Raw genomic sequence first — 15,774 nt, 5'->3', positions numbered from 1 at the left:
ATCCAGCGTCAGGCGCATCCACTCCTGACGGCGTGACCTACCTCCCTCGACCGTCTCCCGGCAACCCTGGCGCACCTGATCGACAAGAGCCCACCGGCTCCCGACCAGGCGACAGGAGGTGCCCAAATGACGAGTTGGGAGGAGTCACGCGCCGCGCGCGAGGCAAAAATCGACGCGCTGCACGAACAGCTCACAGGGGCGGTCGAGCAGCTCGTCTCGGGCACCGACTGGGCGCGTGCGATCGAGTTCGCTGCGCGCTTCCGCACTCGGTCGTTCAACAACACGCTGCTCATCTGGGTGCAGCATATGGCCGCCTTCGAGGCCGGCCGAGTGCCCGAGCCGATGCCGAGCTACGTCGCCGGATTCAAGCAGTGGCTCTCGCTTGGCCGGTCGGTACTCAAGGGCCAGGCGGGCTACATGATCCAGGCTCCCGTCACGGCACGCTTCGCCACCGCGACGCCGTTCGATCCCCAATCCTGGCGGCGACTGGAGCGAAACGAGAAGCCGCGGCCCGGTGAGATCGTCCGCTCGAAGATGGTCGGCGTCCGTCCCGTCTACGTCTGGGACGTCACACAGACCGCGGGCGACCCGATCCCCGAGCAGCCCAGCCCCAGGCTGCTCGAAGGCGAAGCACCCGCCGGGCTGTGGGACGGCCTCGCGCAGCTCATTCAGGCGCGCGGTTTCGCCGTGCTGCACGTCGCGCACGCCGGTCTCATCCTCGGCGCAAACGGGCTCACCGACTACTCAGCGCGCACCGTCGCCGTACGGCAGGACATGGACGATGCCGCTCAGGTGAAAACCCTCACACACGAGCTGGCGCACGTCATGCTGCACGGCCCCGATAACCCGGATGCCGTCCGCCACCGCGGCATCGGTGAGGTCGAAGCCGAGTCCGTCGCGCTAATGATCGGCGCGGCGCACGGCCTCGACACCACGAGCTACACCATCCCCTACGTCTCGTCGTGGGCAACCTCGGTCGAGGGCAGGTCCGCCGTCGAAGTTGTGCAGGCAACCGGGGAGCGTGTGTGCGCGACCGCGGTGAAGATTCTCGCCGAGCTCCCGACGGTGCAGATCGGCGGCGGCGATCCTCCCGGCCTGACCCGCGAGGCGAACGGGCGCACCACGGAGCGGGCGACCGCCGAGGCCGCGGAGCCGGAAGTCATCGCGCCGCAGACGCGCACCGCCGAACTCGTCGGTCGGAGCCTGTGATGGACATTGCACGCCTCCTCGCATCGGTCACAGGGCACGACCCTACGACCGCAGCCCGGCAGTATGCCGAGGCGGGCATCCCTGTCTTCCCCTGCGCGGCTGGCGGCAAGCGCCCGCTCACCACGCACGGATTTCACGACGCGAGCACCGACCCCTCGCAAGTCGCCCGCTGGTGGGCACGGTGGCCGCGCGCCAACGTCGGGATGCCGACCGGAACCGCCTCGGGGCTGGAGGTCGTCGACGTCGACGTGCACGGGGCGATCCGCGGCTTCGCGGCATTCGAGCGCGCCCGACGAGAAGGGCTGACCGATCACTGGGCCGCCTTCGTGCGCACACCCTCGGGCGGCATCCATGCCTACTACCCGGCCGACCCAGACCAGGTGCAGCCGTCATGGCAGGCGGCGAGCGCCGGAATCGACTTCCGCGGCGCAGGCGGCTACGTCGTCGTGCCGCCCTCGGTCGTCGTCACAGGTGTGGGGCCGTCTTCGTACGAGCTGATCAGCGCGGGCAAGTCGGACCCCGTGCCCGTCGACGCTCGCGCGTTGCGCGACTTCCTCCAGCCGCGTCCGGTGTGGCCCGCAGCGCTCGCCGCCACCATGCGCCGCAGCGTTGACCTCGACGTCGAGCGGATCGCCCGGTGGGTCGCCACCCGCGGTGAAGGCGAACGGAACCGCGGGCTCTTCTGGGCCTCCTGTCGCCTGGCCGAGTCAGGGCTCGCCCCCGACAGCATCCGCGCCGCACTGGCGCCGGCCGCTGAGCATGCCGGGCTGCCCACGCCCGAGGTCGCGGCGACAATCCGCTCGGCGCACCGCGCCGCCGCGGGTGCTGCGGCTCCGGCATCCGTACACGTCGAAGAGCCGAGGCTCACGTCGCGGCCATCTATGGGACAGGTGCTCTCGTGATCCCCGGCGACGTGCAGCGGCCAACCGGGCGACTCGCGGTATGGACCGCAGTGGCCGGGACCGTGTTCATCGCCGCTGGAGCGTTTTGGTTGTCGTTCACCGCGCTCGCGGACCTCGCGCGCCGCTCCGGCGTGGACGCGCGCCAGGCGTGGGCCTGGCCGCTCATCGTGGACGGGATCATCGTCGTCTCCACCGTCTCGGTGGTCGCGCTCGCCCAGCAGCGTGAGGCCTGGTATCCGTGGCTCCTACTCATGGCGGGTGCCGCGGTGTCGGTCGCAGCGAACGCAATTCATGCCGTGGTCGCCGCCGATGCCGACGTGCCTGCGGCGCTGGCCGGAGCGGTCGCGGCCGTTCCGCCGCTCGTGCTGCTGGCAATCACGCACCTGACCGTCGTACTCACGCGGCGCTTTCGCGTGGACCCCAAGCCGGTCGAGCATGAACTGGCAGCTCATGCCGTCGTGCGGCAGGCGGAGACGGCTGTGCACCTACCCCCTAAAGAACTCGCCCTGCGAATGAAGGAGGACGGCATGACGAACAAGGCGATCGCGCGTGCGACGGGCGTGCATCCGTCCACTGTCGGGCGCTGGCTCGCACCGCCTGCCATCGCCGCGGCTGCCATCCAGGAAGGAGGCGCGCTGTGAACGACGCCACGCGGGACGACCCGCAGCACATCGACCAAGCCCCCCGCGAGGTCGATTCGAAGAGCCCCGAGCCTGCCGCTGAGGTCTCGGAACTGGCGAGGCACGGTGACCCATCGCGGGTCAAAGCCTCGACTCCGGCGATGTCGGAAGAGGAGAAGTTGCGCCGGGCTGTCATCTGGGTGCGGCCGACCGAGCTGATTCCCACGACGACAGGGCGAGTTGTGGGGCGCGGCATCGACTTCCAGGCCGAGCTGGCCCGCCGCACCCGTGCACTGCCGGTGCAAGCAGCCGCAGCGACCCGGCACGGCATCCGAGAGCGCACCCGCCGCCTGGCGCCACTGGCGGCGTTCGGTAACTCCGGCGTGCACCATCCCTCGCTCGGCCGCGACGCCATCGGAAGACAGTGAGCTGCCCATGTCACCCCGCTCCCCTCACTCCGCTGCCGGCGACGACGTGTGCACCTCCCCGTCACGAGGTGGCCCGTACATGGCCGACCAGCCCGACTCGTCCCTGGCGTTCAAGACGTCGGAGGGACTGCGCGCACTGCTCATCCGCCTGCACCGCGAGGGTGAGGGTGCCTGGCGTCGCGACCCGGAGGCCACGGCGCTCATGGAGTACACGGCAGCTCGGTACGTGGCACTTGCACGAAAGCACGGTCTCGACCAGTGGGAGGCCGCAGGCGCGGCATTCGACGCAATGCGCACACCCGCGGTGCGCAACGCTAACGATCCTTGGGCGGTGATCACGCGGGCCGTCCAGGTCACGCTGATCGCTGAGGAACGCGCGAACGGGCTCCTCTGCTCGACGCACCAGGCGCGGCGACCACAGTATTCGAGCTTCCACGATGCCGAACGGTTCAGCGACCGTGAGAACCCGCTCACCGACTACCACGCGGCATTCCGTGTCAACCCGAACTCGGAAATCGACGACAACACTATGAACGACGAACGACCGACCGGCATCGTCAGGGCAGTCGAAGACGCGATTGCCCTGCTCTCCCTCCTCGGCTGGCCGGAGCGCACCGCGCGCACCGCCGTCGAGTACATCTGCATGCGGCTGAGCGAAGCGCCCTCCCGAGCGAGCGCCGCCGAGTCGCTGCGGCGCGACCTCCACGCCCGCGCGCTGCTCGATATCCCCTCGACCTCGTGGCACTCGCTGCTGCGCGCCATCCTCGGCAATCCCGACCCCGACCAGACCCACACCGCCGTCGGCCGCGGCGTGTTGCTGCGGCTACTCATCGGTGAGCCGCTGCGGTCGCTGCTCACCGATGACGACCTCGTGCTGCTCGTCGGACTCGCCGCCCCGACCCCTGCTGGAGCGAGGTGACGGGATGAGAGCGAACACGGGGCACATCGAGCTGGAGCGCACGATCGACTCGATCGTCGTCGGCAGCCGTCACCGCACCGAGCTGGGCGACATCGACGCACTGGCTGCCTCAATCGAACGCGAGGGGCTCTTGCAGCCGCCGACGGTCACTCCCGAGGGCCTGCTCGTGTGCGGCGCACGCCGCCTCGCCGCGCTGCACCAGCTCGGGTACAAGACGGTCAACGTATTCGTGCGGGCGGGCATCTCCGACCGGCTGCAACGGCTCATGCCCGAGCAGGCCGACAACGTGCTCCACAAGCCGTTCACGCAGATCGAGGCGGCGGCACTGTACCGCGAGCTGAAGGCACTCATGGCGGAGGATGCCGCACGTCGGCAGGAGACGACGCAGTTCGGCGCAAGCGGGAAGATCACGGCAAAGAATGGTGGTGCCGTCACGGCACCACCGCTAATCGGGACCTCCGGCAAGTCGCGCACACAGGCCGCGATGATGGTCACCGGCCGCAAGTCGTACACAAGCCTGGAGCAGATCAACGACCTCCAGCGCATCGCCAACGACCCGAAGCAGCCCGAGGATGTTCGTGCCTTCGCACGCTCGGAGCTGGGGTCAATCGAGGCCGGAGCGTCGATCACGGCCGCGCACGCACGCACCCACTCGATGCTCGCGATTCCGCAGGACGAACCCGAGCCGCCCGATCTGGAGCAACTTGCTGTCGAGGCGCTGGAGCGCGCGAAACAAGGGCGCAAGCGCGGCGTGAATCCTTCCGTCGCGCCAGCCGAGCCAGTGCGCTATCCGCTGCGCGCCTTCACTCTGACCTGGGATGACCTCGACGGCTGGTGGGCACACTTCGACCCCGAAGAAGTCGGCCCCGCGCTCAGCGCTGCGCAGTGGGCGCATGTCGAGACGACCGTCGCGGCCACCAACGAGTTCTTCGCTGCCGCACGAGAAGCCCGCCAGCTACGGTCAAAGGAGAGCGCCTAATGCCGCCGTCTCGATTTCCCCGCCGTCTCATCATCGTCCTCGCCGTCGCCGCCGCGGTGCTCGCGGCGCTCGTCGGTGTCGGTCTCTATGGGCTGCTCCTCGCTCCGAGATCCGCACCCACCACGGCGAGTGATGTGCCCCGCGAAACTCCCGGGCCTGCGCCCGCGATCCCGACGCCGACCGACACGATTCCCTCACTGCCGGGCATTCGTTCGACAGCGGATGCCGAGGGCTTCGCGCGCGCCGTCGCCGAGGCGCTGTTCGCCTGGGATACGGCGAGCGATTACGAACCGACCGACTACGCGCAGGTCATCGTGGACGTCGGCGACCCGTCCGGCGAAGAAGCGGCCGGTCTCGCCTCCGACGTACGAAGCTATCTGCCGACAGCGGAGGCGTGGGCGCAGTTGCAAACCATGCAGACTCGCCAATGGCTCACGATCGACGAAGCGCATGTGCCGGACTCGTGGGCCGACGCGCTGGACCAGGCAGCACCCGGCCAGCTCCTGCCCGGAACGATCGCCTATACGATCAGCGGCACACGGCACCGGGACGGCATCTCCGGCACTGAACCTGTCGAGTCCGCGCGGGGCGCGGCGTTCACGGTGATTGTGACCTGCCAGCCCACTTTCGATACCTGCCACGTGCTGCGACTCTCCCAGCTCGACAACCCTCTGCGATGAGCGGATACGCCAATGAAGAAGGTCGTCCTAACACTCGTCGTGCTGGTCGCTGCGTTCCCGGCCGCAGGCCTACTCAGCGTCGGCGTGCTGATGTCACCGGCGGCCATCGCGGCGTGCCTCTCATCGACCTCACTCACCGTCGGGGTGGTGCCCGAATCGCTCACCGCGACAATGCAGTCGGGAGCGACGGTGACGCTTGACCACCAGCAACTCACGCACGCCGCAACGGTCATCACGGTCGGAGCCCAAACCGAGGGTGTCGGACGCTCGGGTGTCGCGGTCGCGCTGATGGCCGCGCTGACCGAGTCGCGGTTGCGGATGCTGGCCAACTCGTCGGCTTACCCGGAGTCCGCCGACTATCCGAACGACGGCGAGGGCTCTGACCACGATTCGCTCGGGCTCTTCCAGATGCGCCCGACCGCGGGCTGGGGCACAGTCGCCGACTTGATGGACTCCGACTACCAGTCGAAGGCGTTCTACGGCGGGCCTATTGGGCCGAACTACCCGTCGCCCCGCGGCCTGCTCGACATCCCTGGCTGGCAGAGCATGGACCCCGGCGAAGCTGCCCAGGCCGTCGAGGTCTCGGCCTACCCCGACCGATACCAGGACTACCGGCCCGTCGCCGAGGCGATCATCGCCGCGCTCACCCGTCGTGCCCCGACGACGGCAGAGGGCGTCCCGCTCGACGGCGTTCCCGAGTCGACGAGACTCGTCTTCCCGCTGCCGTCGGGGACGTGGGTGAACTCGGACGACTTCGGCTGGCGCGCCGACCCCTACACGGGCGAGCCAGCGTTCCACTCCGGCACCGACCTCGCAGCGGCTGAAGGTACGTCGATCTTCGCGCTCGCCGATGGCGTGGTCAGCTATGCCGGCCTCTCAGGGGGTTACGGCGGACTCATCATCATCGAGCACACAATCGGCGGCCAACGCATCGCCTCCGCCTACGCGCACATGTGGCAGTACGGCATCTACGTCACCGCGGGCGATCGGGTCCTCGCGGGTCAGCACATCGGCGACGTGGGATCGTCCGGCAAGTCAACAGGCGCACATCTCCACTTCGAGATCCGCCCCGGCGGGACGACCTCTGCGGCCATCGATGCCGAGGTGTGGCTCGCCGAGCACGGGGTCGAGAACCTCGATGCCACGACGACCGCGGCACTGTGCACGGCAGGACAGGCGGCGTAGCGATGGATATTTTCCCCGACTTCGGAGCCGTCGGCGGCACCGCCGAGCTGCGCGCGATCGTCGGCGCGCTTCTGACCTTCGTGCTGATCTTCGCCGTGCTGATGCTCGTCATTTGTGCGATCGTATGGGCGATCTCGTCGTCGAGCGGCAACATCTCGTCAGCCGTCCGCGCCCGCACCGGCTTCCTCGTCTCCATCGGAGCCGCAGCCCTGGCCGGGGCCGGCGTCACCTGGGTCAACTTCCTGCTTGGCGTCGGTGCAAGTATCTAGGACTGTCTCCTAACGGCTTGAGCCAGATTGTGATGGCCCGGCGCGACTCCGCCGCGGTAGGTGATGGCGAGTTTGTCGTTCCGGGTTGGGATGGTCCGCCAACGTGCCTCGAACCGAGAAAGATCGTAGTCGGCGCCTGGTGGTGCAAATCCTGTCGCGTTGCGACACGGTAGACGGGCTCGCTTATCTGACTGTTTGTTGTGAACTTCGGAATACCATGATCATCGCCCGATGAAAGGTGGCCCGCATGGCGACGGTTGAGAAAATCGTACGGTTCTACGACACAGTCCTAATCGACGACAACGACAAGCGCCACAACATTGAGAACGACTTCTGGTCACGGCTCTTGATTGCCTTCGCCGACTGGAATCTTGCGTCCCGCAGCGGGAAGATTTTGGAGATCGACTACATCGGTCGTTCTGTCTCCCCGAAGCGGCCTGCGCTCCCGAACCTTCAGGTCGAGCGCATCCGTGCACTTACCGAGCAGCTGAACAGGTCGAACGTGGCGAATGGTGATGTTGCCCCGTTGGATTTTGACGACCCCGACGACCGAGTATCCGAGCCGACCTTCATCGTGCCCTTCGGGGCGAACGGCCGCGTGGCCGTAATGAGTCCTGCCGTTCAAGGAACTCGACCTGAGACCCTGTCTCGTTGGTTGACGCTGGTGCTCGACCTCGTGGTGAATGGATATTCGCTCGAACTGGTGCCGGTTGTCGATCCCGCTATTCTTTCCAAGATTGACAATGCGCAGGGAGCGGTGATGCTCGAAGTCCACCTCGACGCAGGCGCGCAGTTGCCTGCGACCGGCGGTGGTCCTGTGGGCGACGCCTTCAGAAGCGCGCAACATCAGGCATTGCAGGACGCAAGACTGGTATTCCGCTGGTCCCTCGATCGCTCAGGCGGCACGCAGTCCGTGCGGGACGCGCTGCGCACTGGCGCGCGGTGGGTTGTGGAACACGCGTTCAGCACCAGCGCCAAGGTCAAGCTCGCTGATCTTGACGCGCAGGGTCGACTTGTTCGGGATGACGAACGCGACCTCTTTGAGGACCGCATCACGAAGCACGTCAAGTTCAATACCAAGGACGGCGAACGCACCTCTGATGAGGTCATCCTCAACGCCATAGGCCTAGCCATTCAGGAGTTCAACCGAGGCGGCAGCACGATCGGACTACAGGCAGCTGGAACGGATGGACAGGCGAGCATCACCTTCAAGAAGAACTAATGTCGGGAGTGCCCCGTAGCATCGCCCTCCTCGGAAGGACTCGGATATGAAAGCACTCAGGGCAATCGGCGGCTGGTTCGCGAACTACCCATTGTTCGTCAGCACGCTCATTATCGGATTAGTTGCCGGGCACTACGCGTTATCTCAGAAGTTCCCGGAACTTAACGTCGCCGCAGCACTTGCGGACGCCCCAGTCGCCGACCCCTCAGACACTCTTATGTCCCTGGCTCTGGGAGTGGCCGGAGTAAGCGCGATGGTTGGCGGCTTCGCAGGCGTTGTTGTGGTCTTCGGTCTGGGGAGCGAGAACGATCGCTTCCGGCTACTGAGACGCAAGGGAAGCCACCGGCTCCGTGCGAACTGGATCTCAGTTGTGCTGAGCTCGCTTACCGGTGCTTTCGGCGCTGTCATCTCTGCTGTCATGATTGTCGGATTTGGCGCTGAACCCGGCTTGTGGGTGCTGGAAGCGTGTTTCCTTTTGACCACCCACGGCGCAGTCCGGCTTACGGCTCTTCTAGCAGGACTCACAGGAATCGTCGACAGCCAAGACGAAGATGCTGAGCAGAAGGCAAACACGATAGCCACGAAAGGCTTGATACCGACCAACGGTCGCGTCCCAGATGCTAAGTGATCGTTAGGGAGCACTCTGTACCACTCGGATCCCACCGACGGATGCGCGTTTGTCGAGGTCTTCGCGGACGAGGGTTGCTTGAACGGGGTCCACATCGAGGCGAACACGCTGGATAAGACCGTTGTAGTCGGATCCACAAGTGGATCCATTGCTCAGTTGAAGGTCGGACAGACCGGACGGATCGAGCGGCCAAACCACGGCGACCACCGTGGAAAACACCTCCTTCATCTGCTGCTAGGGGGGCTCCCAACCGTGCACGAAAAACTCGCCGTCACCTACCGCGGCGGAGTTGCGCTCCGGACCATCACAACCTGGCTCAAGCCGTTTGGAGACAGGCCTTAGTTTGGGGCGAGGTCGAGAACCCGCGCCGGGTCAGCGTCGCTTCCGTGGCGTCGACGGGCGCTCCAGCGCCGAGCCGTAGCCGACGACGTGCCACCACCCGCAGTACGGGCACTGAACGGCCTCCGCCCCCTTCGGAACCCGTGCGGCAATCGTCACGGCTTCAAGCCGCGACTCGATCGGGGGCCGCTTCGTCAGACACTTCACGCCTCGCATGGTGGTGAATCTACCCCTGACCCCCGACATTGCCGGGACGGCGTGCGCACCTTCCAAGCAGGTTCTTCTTCTGCCTGTCAAAGGAGCACACCAGTGATTGACATCGACCCCAACACCGACGGCCTGCCGGGCATCGAACAACTGCGCGTCATCGTCGGCGCAGCGATGACCGTGGGCCTCATCCTCGCAGTCCTCGCGCTCATCATTGCGGCCGTCGTCTGGGGTTACGGTGCGAACTCCTCGAACCCTCACCTCGCATCACGAGGCAAGCTCGGCGTGCTCGTGGCGTGTGGAGCGGCGATCGTCTGCGGCGCATCCGTGACCCTCGTGAACTTCTTCTGGACCGTCGGCCAATCGGTCTGACGCCTCATCGATACTTGGGCGGCAGAGCCGATGAGCGTGTGCGACGTGCCGGTCATCGCGACCGTATGCGACTCGGTTGGCGAGGGCGTCGCATCGCTCGTGTCAGCACCGTTCGACTGGCTCGCGCAGGCGATGGGGCAGACGGCTGGGTGGATGTTCGAGGCGGTCTGGGGTGTGTTCGACACGACCACACTCGTTGATGTGACGGGCGGGCAGTACATCAACGTGTACAACGTGCTCTTCGGTGTGGCGGTCTTCGTCATGCTCATCTTCTTCTGCCTCCAGCTCATCACCGGCCTCGTGAACCGCGACCCGATGGCACTCTCACGGGCGGGCCTTGGCCTCGCCAAGTCGGTACTCGGCTCGTTCATCGCGATCTCGCTCACCGCGACGCTGCTCGAAGTGACGGATCAGCTCGCCATCGGAGTCGTGCAGGCGACCGGCAACACGATGGAGGGCATGGGTGATCGAATCACCCTGCTCGCTGTCGGGCTCACGACCATCAACATCGCCTCACCCGGCGTCGGCGCGATCGTCACGATCTTCCTCGCCGGCCTCGGCATCGCGGGCGCAGCGATCGTGTGGTTCTCACTACTCATTCGCAAGGCGCTGCTACTGGTGGCGATCGTCTTCGCACCCATCGCGCTTGCCGGATTCACCTGGGATGCGGCGAAAGGATGGTTCGCCAGGTGGGCCGCCTTCATCATCGCCCTGATCTTCTCGAAGCTCGTGCTGGTCGTCATTTTCCTCGTCGCCATCGAGCAGGTCAGCGCCCCAATCGACCTCGACCTCGCCTCAATCAGCGATCCAATCTCGGGCATCGTGCTCATGTTCATCGCAGCCTTCGCCCCATACCTGACCTACAAGTTCATCTCCTTCATCGGCTTCGACATGTACCACGCGATGTCGAGCGAGCAGGAGGCGAAATCGGCGATGAATCGGCCAATCCCGATCCCGGTCAAACCCCAGCCGAACGCAGCGAAGTCAGTGCTCGACGGGCAAGGCAGCTCGGGCGGCAGCCTTACTCCCGCGCCGAACGCGGCAGCCACGGCGACTCCGGCCGCCAGCGGAACGGCAAGCGGAGCTGCCGCCTCGGGCAGCGGCGCTGCGGCATCGGGCGGAGCGGCAGGAGCGGGGGCGGCTGCCGCCGGCCCTGCCGCCGCCGCCGTCGTTGGCGCACAGGTCGTCAAGGCCGCAGCCACCGCCGGGCCGAAGACGGGGGCAACGGTGGGCGGCGCTGCGATGGGGCAAGCAGAGTCCGCTCCACCGACGCCTGCGCCCTCACCGGCCTCCACCATCCGGCAGCGACCGCCCGCTCCCACACCCGTCGGGTCACGAAAGGGGTAGATCATGGCGACTCATCAGGACCCGACGAACGGCCAGCAGCTTTCATCGGTGCAGTTCTCCCGGCTGGCTCGGCGCGGCGTTCTGCTCGGGCTGTCGGTCTCGCAACTCCTCGTCTTCGGCATCGGGATCATCACGTTTGTGATCGCGATCTACTCGGGCGGCCAAATGGTTGTCATTGGGTCGTCGCCAATCTGGCTCACCTGCCTCCTGCTCGCCTCCGTCTCGGTGCGGGGCCGCAAGCTCGTCGACTGGCTGCCGATCGTCGCCCGCTGGACGTGGCGCAGCACGGCAGGCCAGCTGATCTTCCGGCATCGGGTCATCAAACCGCGGCCCGTGGGCACGCTCTCGTTGCCGGGTGACGCGGCGGCACTCCGCGAGTGGGTCGATCCAGAGACCGGCGCAGCGATGGTGCACGATCCGCACGCGCAGACACTCACCGCCGTCCTCGGCGTCACACATCCCGCCTTCGTGCTGCTCGACCCCGGCGAACAGCAACGGCGAGTCACCGGCTGGGGACGAGTGCTCGCCACCGCATGCCACTCGGGCAGGATCGCCCGCCTCCAAGTATCGGAGCGAACCCTCCCCGACTCCGGCAGCGGACTCGCCGAGTGGTGGGCGACGCACGGCAAAGACGACGACTCCTGGCCCGCGACGACCTACCGCGAACTGATCGAACGCGCGGGGCCAACCAGCGAGCGTCACGCGACGACGATCTCGCTCGCGCTCGACATGCACGCTGCGGCGCGACAGATCCGCTCCTCGGGCGGCGGTCTCCGCGGGGCCGCCTCGGTGCTGCGGCAGGAGATGACCACGCTCGTCACCGCGCTGCGCGCCGCCGACCTCACGACGACCGGCTGGCTCTCACCGGGTGAAGTCGCGGTCATCCTCCGCTCGGCCTACGATCCGGCCGCCGCGCCCGCCCTCGAACGACACTCCGAGATCAGCCGGTCGCTCGCCACCGCGGGGCCGGTCGCGGTGACCGAAAGCTGGGACAAGATGCGGACGGACTCGGCGCACCACACGGTGCTCTGGATCTCTGAGTGGCCGCGCTCGCAGGTCTATCCAGGGTTCCTCGCACCCATGCTGCTGACCTCGGGAGTCAAACGCACGTTCTCGCTGATCTGCACACCGGTGCGCGCCGACCTGGCGGTGCGCGATATCCGCAAGAAGAAGGTTGGGCTCCTCTCGGACGCGGCGCAGCGTGCCAAGATCGGGCAGATCGAAGACGCTGCCCGCACCGCCGAATACCAGGATGTGCTCCAGCAGGAATCCGACCTCACCGCCGGCCACGGCGTGCTCCGCTACACCGGGCTCATCGCCGTCTCGGCTCCGACCGTCGACGAACTGGATGCCGCCGTCGCAGCGATCGAACAGGCCGCCATACAGGCGTCGTGCGAGACGCGGCGGCTGGTCGGGCAACTAGCCCAAGCGTTCGCCGCGGCCGCTCTGCCGCTCTGCCGGGACGTGTGACCGATCCGTGGGAGCACATGAATGTCGGTGCCACTGGTTCTTATTAAGGCTTCCTTTTCCATTTGCCCAACCGGGCTCGCTGAGCGAGCAAAGTAATAATGCTCTCCCCCGTTGGGGGATGGTTCGGCGAGCGCTTCTCGCAATAGAATCCCCCTCATGTCTCATATCCGACCGGCGAGCGCTGAAGCTTGATCCCGGAGCCCTCCCCCGGAGCCAACGCAATGGCAGTCGGCCGCTACGCAACGTCGCTCGATGACGTGCGAGCTAGGTTCGTCGATCACCCTGATTTTGCTGCGTCGACTACTAGAGCGGCCATCTGGGACGACTGGACGAAAGCCACAGAGGTGCTCCGCCGCGTTGTCCCGGTTGCTTCCGTATGGCTGGGAGGAAGCTTCACATCGACCAAGGTCCAGGCCGGGGATCTCGATTGCTTGTATTGGCTGGATTCGGCCGACGTGGCAAGCGCCCAACTGTCGGGGGATGCTGCTAACAACATCTTGAGTGTGTTTGCGAATAACCTACTTAAAAAGCCCCCCTTCGAGTTGAATCTGGACACCTTCACGGCATCGTGGCGTTCCATCCCAGAACCGCATCTCGGAGATGCTCTGGACTGGAAGTACTACCGGGACCGAGGACATTGGGACGATTGGTGGCAACGGCGCAGGACGCCTCTCACCGAGGCGGGTGGCACGCCGGCACGGCTCGATAGCCTGCCGCGACGAGGGTATTTGGAGGTGGTAATCGATGGCTTCGCTGAGTGATGCTGCCGATGAGCTCTTCAACCAACTTGCGGCGAGCGCGGCACCAAAGTGGGAGACTCCCGAGGACCTGAACAGAATGAGCATCGAGGGCCTGTGGGGCAGCACTCACCAGGCTCGTTTGGTGCGAAGCACCGGCTCGATTCGAATCTTCGGCGTGAACGTTCAAGATCACCAGGCTCGTCTCGACGCGGCCGGCCAGATCCTCCTCAACCTGCAGCGGCTGGTTACTGCGGCTGGTGCAGCGAAGGAAGGCATCAAGACCAACCGAGGGCAGCTGAGCGGAGCGCTGATCGCTTCGACACAGCTTCGGCTATTGATGAATCCGCTGCCGGGGAGCGTAGTGTTCGAGATCGGGCCGGAGATGCTGCCGGAAGCTGAGCTCATCGGAGCCGAAGGAGTGGCCCTCTACGATCAGAACCGACGGCAGTTCGTCGATGAATGCGTGGTCGATGCACTCGAGCTCGTGCGCACGGCACATTCGATTGGCCCAGATGCGGACGATTCACCGTTCGTAAGTAAGGTAACGGCCGGTGGACCACGCCTGGCAACCGCTATTCGTGAGTTCGCAAAGGGAGTCGAGCAGGCTTCCTTCGACGTGGACTTGGAATGGCGCGAACCAGATCGGGCAACGGAACGGGCGACTTTCACCAAGGCGGACGCGATACAGGTGAAGCGCTTGGTTGTCGCACGGGAGCTCGATGCCGAGACCGAGACACTACGTGGACGTCTAATCACTTTGAGCACCGCTCGCGCTTGGCAAATCGACCTAGGCGGCGACCACATCGTCACGGTGGATACGACAGATCTGCAGGGCGTCGACGTGACCCAGTTCCACTTGAGCGAGGAAATCACTATCATCGCGAAACCACAGGTCAGAGAGTTTGCGGGCGGCGGGAAGTCGATCACCTTCCGAGCGATCTCCGTCACATCGAACGAACCTAGCGCCTAAAGTTTCTCCGTTGAGGCGAGCGCCGAAACGTCAAGCGGCCCAGCACCAAGGACATTTCCTAGCGCTGGGCCGCTGTGTGGGCCGCCAAGCGACTATTCGCCGCCGACGCCGGGGGAATACTGCTGTGGGGTTCAACGTGACCAAGGAGAGCGCCTGAGGCGTTGCTACCCCGAACGCGGCTCTCATCTCGGCCAAGCGGCGAACCCGACGCCGTGGGCGCACCTCGACCTCGATGGTCGTGGCGGGACCCCCACTACGACTGCCGACGTCGAGCGAGGCGAGGCCGAGGCTGCGCTCGCGGCGAGCATCGACGAAGAACTTGCCGAATCGGCTTACGCCGAGTAGACCTCGCTGTTACTCCGCTGGGCGAACAAGCATCGTTGCAGCGGGGTCGACACCCTCAGACCACGCGAGGGTGGGCAGATCGGCTCCGTCGAGCCCGGCGAGTTGTAGCGCCGCCTGGCCGGATAGATGCGCGGAGTTGATCGACTGGCCGTTGGCGACCGCAGCGTAGAACTGCGCCGCGTAGCTGATCGCATCGCCGTCGTCGATCTCGTCTGCCATGCCGATTGCGAACGGCACAACGTCCTGAACGAGCGCGTCGACCTGGCCGGCCGACCTGCACGAGTTGAGCAGCACGAGCAACGGCGGGTCGTCAGTGGCGCGGATCGCGGCGGCGAATGCTCGCGCGGTCACGATTACGCCTTCGTGAGGCTCATCGCGCTCGTCCTCGAAGACGATGAGATCATCATTGCTGTGCCCGGAGAAGTGCACGACGTGTGGGCGGAACTTCGTGATGCCGTCCAGGAGGTCTGCGGTCGTGGCGGCCGGGCGTACGTCCAGCGCGATTCGGTCGCGATGCAGCGCGGACTCGACGGCGGCACGGATGCGCTTCTGTTCACGCCCGACGCGGAGGTCTCCCTCGGAGGAGGCGCCCAGGATCAGCACGCGAAGCGTTTCCGGCTTGGGCGGGCGCAGCTCACGGATTGCCTGAGTCACGGCTTGCTCAGTGTGGACAAGGCGCCGCTCGACCGAAGCACGCGCTACGGCTGCCTGCCGGTCGACCTGCTGCTGGTCTCGTTTGCGACGTTGTTCGGCCGTGTTCGCCTCTGAAAGCTCTGCCTTGACGAGTTTGCCTGCCAACGTAGCCTCCTCTTTCGCGTATCCCGCAGCACGCGATTGCCAGCGACCCGCTTCTTTGCCGGCCGCGACTGGCCTCGGACTCACGCCTTTCGGCGTCCCGCAGCTTGGTCTGCACCGTGCTCGTGCTCTTGGACTTTGACGCCGC

General features: G+C 66.0%; 17 protein-coding genes. 16 read left to right on the top strand and 1 reads right to left on the bottom strand.

Annotation, left to right across the window (positions count from 1 at the left end):
• Positions 1 to 126: 126 nt before the first annotated feature.
• The 16 genes from E3O49_RS11285 (at position 127) to E3O49_RS11210 (ending at position 14,486) form a co-directional block, all read left to right on the top strand.
• Positions 127 to 1,209: an ArdC family protein gene (locus E3O49_RS11285; protein ID WP_134434735.1), complete on the top strand. Its 1,083-nt coding sequence runs from the start codon at positions 127 to 129 to the stop codon at positions 1,207 to 1,209.
• Positions 1,209 to 2,111, top strand: a complete 903-nt coding sequence (locus E3O49_RS11280) for a bifunctional DNA primase/polymerase (RefSeq protein WP_134434736.1) — start codon at positions 1,209 to 1,211, stop codon at positions 2,109 to 2,111. Before E3O49_RS11285 ends, E3O49_RS11280 begins: the two co-directional genes overlap by 1 nt.
• 50 nt (positions 2,112 to 2,161) lie before the next feature.
• Entirely contained in the window at positions 2,162 to 2,752 is a 591-nt protein-coding gene (locus tag E3O49_RS11275; protein WP_198417491.1) for a DUF2637 domain-containing protein, read from the top strand.
• On the top strand, positions 2,749 to 3,159 hold the full coding sequence (locus tag E3O49_RS11270; RefSeq protein WP_134434737.1) for a hypothetical protein: 411 nt from the start codon (positions 2,749 to 2,751) through the stop codon (positions 3,157 to 3,159). Before E3O49_RS11275 ends, E3O49_RS11270 begins: the two co-directional genes overlap by 4 nt.
• A 79-nt stretch (positions 3,160 to 3,238) precedes the next feature.
• Entirely contained in the window at positions 3,239 to 4,078 is an 840-nt protein-coding gene (locus E3O49_RS11265; protein WP_134434738.1) for a hypothetical protein, read from the top strand.
• A gap of 4 nt (positions 4,079 to 4,082) precedes the next feature.
• Positions 4,083 to 5,057, top strand: a complete 975-nt coding sequence (locus E3O49_RS11260) for a ParB N-terminal domain-containing protein (protein WP_134451604.1) — start codon at positions 4,083 to 4,085, stop codon at positions 5,055 to 5,057.
• Positions 5,057 to 5,737: a hypothetical protein gene (locus E3O49_RS11255; protein ID WP_134434740.1), complete on the top strand. Its 681-nt coding sequence runs from the start codon at positions 5,057 to 5,059 to the stop codon at positions 5,735 to 5,737. The genes E3O49_RS11260 and E3O49_RS11255 overlap by 1 nt, the downstream gene beginning before the upstream one ends.
• Before the next feature lie 12 nt (positions 5,738 to 5,749).
• A complete protein-coding gene (locus E3O49_RS11250; protein WP_134451602.1) occupies positions 5,750 to 6,922 on the top strand; it encodes a M23 family metallopeptidase in 1,173 nt (390 codons plus the stop codon).
• A gap of 2 nt (positions 6,923 to 6,924) precedes the next feature.
• The gene (locus tag E3O49_RS11245) at positions 6,925 to 7,191 is read left to right on the top strand and encodes a DUF6112 family protein (RefSeq protein ID WP_134434742.1); all 267 of its coding nucleotides are present in this window, start codon (positions 6,925 to 6,927) and stop codon (positions 7,189 to 7,191) included.
• 247 nt (positions 7,192 to 7,438) lie between these two features.
• Positions 7,439 to 8,413, top strand: coding sequence for a hypothetical protein (locus E3O49_RS11240; protein ID WP_134451601.1), 975 nt, complete (start codon positions 7,439 to 7,441; stop codon positions 8,411 to 8,413).
• A gap of 46 nt (positions 8,414 to 8,459) precedes the next feature.
• Entirely contained in the window at positions 8,460 to 9,041 is a 582-nt protein-coding gene (locus tag E3O49_RS11235) for a hypothetical protein (protein ID WP_134451599.1), read from the top strand.
• A gap of 648 nt (positions 9,042 to 9,689) precedes the next feature.
• Positions 9,690 to 9,959, top strand: a complete 270-nt coding sequence (locus tag E3O49_RS11230) for a DUF6112 family protein (protein ID WP_134434745.1) — start codon at positions 9,690 to 9,692, stop codon at positions 9,957 to 9,959.
• 30 nt (positions 9,960 to 9,989) lie between these two features.
• Positions 9,990 to 11,306: a conjugal transfer protein TrbL gene (locus E3O49_RS11225; protein WP_134451597.1), complete on the top strand. Its 1,317-nt coding sequence runs from the start codon at positions 9,990 to 9,992 to the stop codon at positions 11,304 to 11,306.
• Between the two features lie 3 nt (positions 11,307 to 11,309).
• Positions 11,310 to 12,776 (top strand): SCO6880 family protein, encoded by a 1,467-nt coding sequence (locus tag E3O49_RS11220; RefSeq protein WP_134451596.1) that lies wholly within the window; start codon positions 11,310 to 11,312, stop codon positions 12,774 to 12,776.
• A 221-nt stretch (positions 12,777 to 12,997) separates the two neighbouring features.
• On the top strand, positions 12,998 to 13,537 hold the full coding sequence (locus tag E3O49_RS11215) for a DUF6932 family protein (protein WP_134434748.1): 540 nt from the start codon (positions 12,998 to 13,000) through the stop codon (positions 13,535 to 13,537).
• The gene (locus tag E3O49_RS11210; protein WP_134434749.1) at positions 13,521 to 14,486 is read left to right on the top strand and encodes a hypothetical protein; all 966 of its coding nucleotides are present in this window, start codon (positions 13,521 to 13,523) and stop codon (positions 14,484 to 14,486) included. The genes E3O49_RS11215 and E3O49_RS11210 overlap by 17 nt, the downstream gene beginning before the upstream one ends.
• Before the next feature lie 354 nt (positions 14,487 to 14,840).
• Here E3O49_RS11210 and E3O49_RS11205 read toward each other — a convergent pair whose 3' ends face one another.
• Positions 14,841 to 15,629 (bottom strand): CHAT domain-containing protein, encoded by a 789-nt coding sequence (locus E3O49_RS11205; RefSeq protein ID WP_244285293.1) that lies wholly within the window; start codon positions 15,627 to 15,629, stop codon positions 14,841 to 14,843.
• Between the last annotated feature and the right edge of the window lie 145 nt (positions 15,630 to 15,774).

Origin of the sequence: Cryobacterium shii, from assembly GCF_004402595.1 — a bacterium.
Lineage (GTDB): Bacteria > Actinomycetota > Actinomycetes > Actinomycetales > Microbacteriaceae > Cryobacterium > Cryobacterium shii.
The sequence above is the reverse complement of the archived record's forward strand: the minus strand, read 5'-3'. Positions and strand labels throughout refer to the sequence as shown.

Excerpts from the sequence above, each read along its gene's own strand:
- E3O49_RS11285 (WP_134434735.1), top strand. The coding sequence starts at position 127 with ATGACGAGTTGGGAGGAGTCACGCGCCGCGCGCGAGGCAAAAATCGAC.
- E3O49_RS11280 (WP_134434736.1), top strand. The coding sequence starts at position 1,209 with ATGGACATTGCACGCCTCCTCGCATCGGTCACAGGGCACGACCCTACG.
- E3O49_RS11265 (WP_134434738.1), top strand. The coding sequence starts at position 3,239 with ATGGCCGACCAGCCCGACTCGTCCCTGGCGTTCAAGACGTCGGAGGGA.
- E3O49_RS11260 (WP_134451604.1), top strand. The coding sequence starts at position 4,083 with ATGAGAGCGAACACGGGGCACATCGAGCTGGAGCGCACGATCGACTCG.
- E3O49_RS11255 (WP_134434740.1), top strand. The coding sequence starts at position 5,057 with ATGCCGCCGTCTCGATTTCCCCGCCGTCTCATCATCGTCCTCGCCGTC.
- E3O49_RS11250 (WP_134451602.1), top strand. The coding sequence starts at position 5,750 with ATGAAGAAGGTCGTCCTAACACTCGTCGTGCTGGTCGCTGCGTTCCCG.
- E3O49_RS11245 (WP_134434742.1), top strand. The coding sequence starts at position 6,925 with ATGGATATTTTCCCCGACTTCGGAGCCGTCGGCGGCACCGCCGAGCTG.
- E3O49_RS11240 (WP_134451601.1), top strand. The coding sequence starts at position 7,439 with ATGGCGACGGTTGAGAAAATCGTACGGTTCTACGACACAGTCCTAATC.
- E3O49_RS11235 (WP_134451599.1), top strand. The coding sequence starts at position 8,460 with ATGAAAGCACTCAGGGCAATCGGCGGCTGGTTCGCGAACTACCCATTG.
- E3O49_RS11225 (WP_134451597.1), top strand. The coding sequence starts at position 9,990 with ATGAGCGTGTGCGACGTGCCGGTCATCGCGACCGTATGCGACTCGGTT.
- E3O49_RS11220 (WP_134451596.1), top strand. The coding sequence starts at position 11,310 with ATGGCGACTCATCAGGACCCGACGAACGGCCAGCAGCTTTCATCGGTG.
- E3O49_RS11215 (WP_134434748.1), top strand. The coding sequence starts at position 12,998 with ATGGCAGTCGGCCGCTACGCAACGTCGCTCGATGACGTGCGAGCTAGG.
- E3O49_RS11210 (WP_134434749.1), top strand. The coding sequence starts at position 13,521 with ATGGCTTCGCTGAGTGATGCTGCCGATGAGCTCTTCAACCAACTTGCG.